The following is a 3,530-nucleotide window of genomic DNA, read 5'->3' as shown; positions in this document are numbered from 1 at the left end:
ATGGAAAAGAAGGTACTGCAGAGGTTGGCTGAGATGTGATTTGGTAAGGACCCTATATTTTTGGATTATATGAACAACCTGAAATGGACTCACTTCTCTCCAGATGTTGTGGCATTAATAGTTACTCAACTGGTTTCTGGTACAACTCACTCGAAAATTTGTAGAATCATGTCTGAATTTTTTTCAACAGACCACCTGAATCAACAAACGACAAGAATTAGTAGGAGGACTATCACCAATATTGCAGACAAGGTAGCAGATTTAATGCGCAAGTTTGAATCAAAAGTTCTAAAATTAGAGAAAAGCCGAGAATGGCAAATCGACGAAATCTTCCAGAAAAAAGGGAACGGGAATCACTTCAAGATTATAAACGTCATTGACGTCGATACCCGCTACATACTTGCAACGCATGTCTCAGAGAGCAGAGGGCTTAAAGATGCATTGGCAGCATTGAATAAGGCTATCAATAATGCGAGAGAACTTCCAGAGGTTTTGAAGTGCGACGGGCATGTCGAGTATAAAAAGGCTGCTGAGAGACTTATGAGCGGCGTTAAAATTCAATCTGTGCCAAAATCTAAGGATTTCAGTCATATAAACGTAATAGAAGGGACACAAAACAGGATGAGGGGGACGATTTCGAGAAGAAAAACCTATAAAAGTATGAAAAACCTGCAGAATCTTGCTGACATTTTTCGATTTGACCATAACTTCTTCTTCCGGAAGGAGAATGTCGACAAGCCTCCGGTTACCCATGCTGGGATTAATTTGCCATCAAACTTAACTTGGAAGAAGATCATACAAATTGCAAATTTAGTGGTGGAGACAAAAATAGTTGATCAACTCATTCTTTAGCTTCCAGCGCCCTTTGAATGAGGTCCAGCCAATTGCGGTTATTTATAATTCCTGCAAACTGTGCAGGAGTTTGATTGTCTAGTGAGTCATGTTCCTTGATAAAGTTGTAGTATATGCTGTATCCTTCAGCGAAAGTCTTGGCACCCTCACTTGTTTTGAACGATTCTAGTGATTTAACCCTTCTTTTAAGCTCCTTAAAAACCTCTCCATCTTGTTGTTCATCCCTTCTCTGAGTGAAGATTGGACGTATAACGTCAGATAACTCTTGCTCTACGGCGGTTTCGTAGGATCTAAGGCCATCAGTAACGACCTCGTCTGGTTTGCTCGATTTTTCCAAGCCATTTTCAAAGAGTTTCTTCGCCTCATCTACCCCTCTCGATTTGCTTATGTGAACTGCAATGACGAGCCTGGTTTCACTGTCAAGAAGGCTCCAGATCCGAATGTGTTCTCCCTTAACCTTTACTACTGTTTCGTCAGCGTGCCACCTGCTGGATTCAATTTTGACAGATTTTACAAACTCGTTGACCAGTCTAACGTACCTTTTTATCCAGTTATGGACAGTTTTGTGGCTTACCTGAATATTATAGCTCGCCTTAAGATGCTGAGCTACCTGTCTCAGGCTCAAACCTCTAAAATAAAGATCAAGGGCTGAAACTATGGCATCTGCTCTTTTTTTCATTCCGCTGAATCCTGTTCTCGCAGAGAACTTTCTTTTGCACCTTTTACAGTAATATAACTGTACAGGGCCTGATTTGTTGTACCTGATCCCTTTCTTTATCACCATGTCGCTCTTTCCACACTGTAAACACTTCCTATCATCCAGGGATGACACGGCACTTTTGATGTCCTTAATAGCCAAGTAATACATTACTGCGTAGATATGCTTGCATTTTTTGTTTCTCTTTTCAAAATCGGGACACTCGCAGACCCACTTATCTCTGCTCCAGGTAACTCGGTAATTTCTGTTTCCTGACCGGACAATAAACTTCCCTTCCTCGATTTCCATCACACTACCCTCAGCCAGCAGTTTAATGCCCGCACTTCTCCTTTTAGACATTGTTCAACCTCCATAAACTAGGCTTCGGCTTCACACACTCTTTTGCTTCTATTTTGAATCTCTCGCGAAATTTCTGCCGCTATTTTGTCGACGACTGTATCAACATTTCCCAGTATATCTGGAAGTGATTTTAATGGGTCTACACTCCACTTCCACTTTACACTCTCTCTAAATTCACAATCAGCTCCACAGTATCTGCACTCTGAACCCGGTATTTTCTTTCCGCTTTCTCTCAGAATTTCTTGGGCTTTCATGTGCTCTAATAGCTCCTCTACAATCTTTTCTGCAAGGCTAACATTTATCGTAAGAATGTCTCCAGTCCTAAGTTCAGCTACAAGAGTCTTTGTTCCTCTGAGTATGGTGTAGATTGCCGGCTGAACAAGTTTGACATTGCCGGTTTTAATTTCTATGAACAGGAATATGTCGCTATCTTTGCTTGTCAAGACTATCTCGTTTCCAGCTGCGCCGTCAACTCTTCCGAACTCGAGAGGGAGTTCGCTTACGACTGAGATCTCATCCAGTTTCATTTGCAGCTTCACCAAGATTTTAGACTTGGCCATGTCATGTATCAATCTGTACGCTGACGTGAGCTCTCTGTTTTCCGGCTCGTAGAATGGGCATGCTGTTGTAAGCTGTTCGTCAAGTTGACTGGGTCTGTAGGTCTTCAGCAATTTCCTGAGCTCGTTTCTTATATTTCTTCCAACATCTACCTCTATCATTGTGGTATTATAGTGCCACTAAGTATTTAAATATTGTGGTATTATAGTGGCTTAAAACCGCAGCATATATATTTAGGATGGTCCGATGAATCCACCATGGCGAAAATTACGATTGAAATTGACGATGAAGAGTTTCTGACAAAAAAAGAAACTAAAATTGGGGATGACGGAAGAGTGTTCATTGGGAGAAGTTATGCTGGGCAGGAAGTTGTCGTTTACGTTCTTAAGAAGAAAAAGAAAGAATAGGGGTTAGGGGTTAATATTTTTGGATTTTGGAGATTAGGGAGTGTTTTCTTTATTTTCCAATACCTTTAATAAATTTTGAGAATCGTAGAAGTAAGCTTGTCGTGGTCGTTGTTCTACACCGCAGTTCGCCGATTCCAGTAGAGGTCGGTTGCGGTGTTGCTACCTGTGCCAGTATGCACGGCTGACTCTGACCTTTGTATCGTCTGGAAGGAGGGCGTCTATGGTTCTCCGTCAATACGTTAACAACCTTCACCTTGTATTTGACACCAAATTGTGGAGAGAAAAGAGTTGGAGTTAGTGAAGGTGTGGGTTAAGGGGCCATCTAAAACAGTGGTTGCAATACACTCTCGAACTCTGCTTAACTCGTAGAGAAGTACAATTCTTTTTCATCTATTTCGAAGAGGTCGATGAGGAAGGTTGTATCAACTCCGACCAAAAAATCACCCTAGGCTAAAATCTCTCCTAAACTCTTTCACGACTCCTTCCAGTATATCCGCATATTCTTTATCCTTATGCTTTTAAACCAAGCAAGTATTTTGGCAGCATCCCCTTTTTCTACAACGGAAACTTTCATCTGCATCACCACACACATCTTTTATTTTTAGGGTCCTTACCAAATCACATCTCAGCCAACCTCTGCAGTACCCTCTTTTCCC

Annotated in this window: 4 protein-coding genes; 2 read left to right on the top strand and 2 right to left on the bottom strand. The window is 41.5% G+C overall.

What is annotated here, in order from left to right; translation table 11 throughout:
- Nucleotides 1-108 precede the first annotated feature (108 nt).
- Entirely contained in the window at nt 109-852 is a 744-nt protein-coding gene (locus tag H0Z19_RS11720) for a transposase family protein (protein WP_290726841.1), read from the top strand.
- On the opposite strand, the gene H0Z19_RS11715 is transcribed toward H0Z19_RS11720, so the two are convergent.
- Together H0Z19_RS11715 and H0Z19_RS11710 are read right to left on the bottom strand one after the other, a co-directional pair.
- Nucleotides 842-1,909 carry an IS6 family transposase gene (locus H0Z19_RS11715; protein ID WP_290726839.1) on the bottom strand — a complete coding sequence of 356 codons (1,068 nt, stop codon included), beginning with the start codon at nt 1,907-1,909 and terminating at the stop codon, nt 842-844. The genes H0Z19_RS11720 and H0Z19_RS11715 overlap by 11 nt on opposite strands.
- A 17-nt stretch (nt 1,910-1,926) precedes the next feature.
- Nucleotides 1,927-2,628 (bottom strand): hypothetical protein, encoded by a 702-nt coding sequence (locus H0Z19_RS11710; RefSeq protein ID WP_290726837.1) that lies wholly within the window; start codon nt 2,626-2,628, stop codon nt 1,927-1,929.
- A 96-nt stretch (nt 2,629-2,724) separates the two neighbouring features.
- Between H0Z19_RS11710 and H0Z19_RS11705 the strand changes: the two genes are divergently transcribed.
- Entirely contained in the window at nt 2,725-2,874 is a 150-nt protein-coding gene (locus H0Z19_RS11705) for a hypothetical protein (protein WP_290726835.1), read from the top strand.
- The last annotated feature ends 656 nt before the right edge of the window (nt 2,875-3,530 follow it).

It is taken from the genome of Archaeoglobus sp. (assembly GCF_017656475.1).
Classification (GTDB): Archaea; Halobacteriota; Archaeoglobi; order Archaeoglobales; family Archaeoglobaceae; genus Archaeoglobus.
Note: the sequence above shows the minus strand (reverse complement) of the source record. Positions and strands in the feature narration are given on the sequence as shown.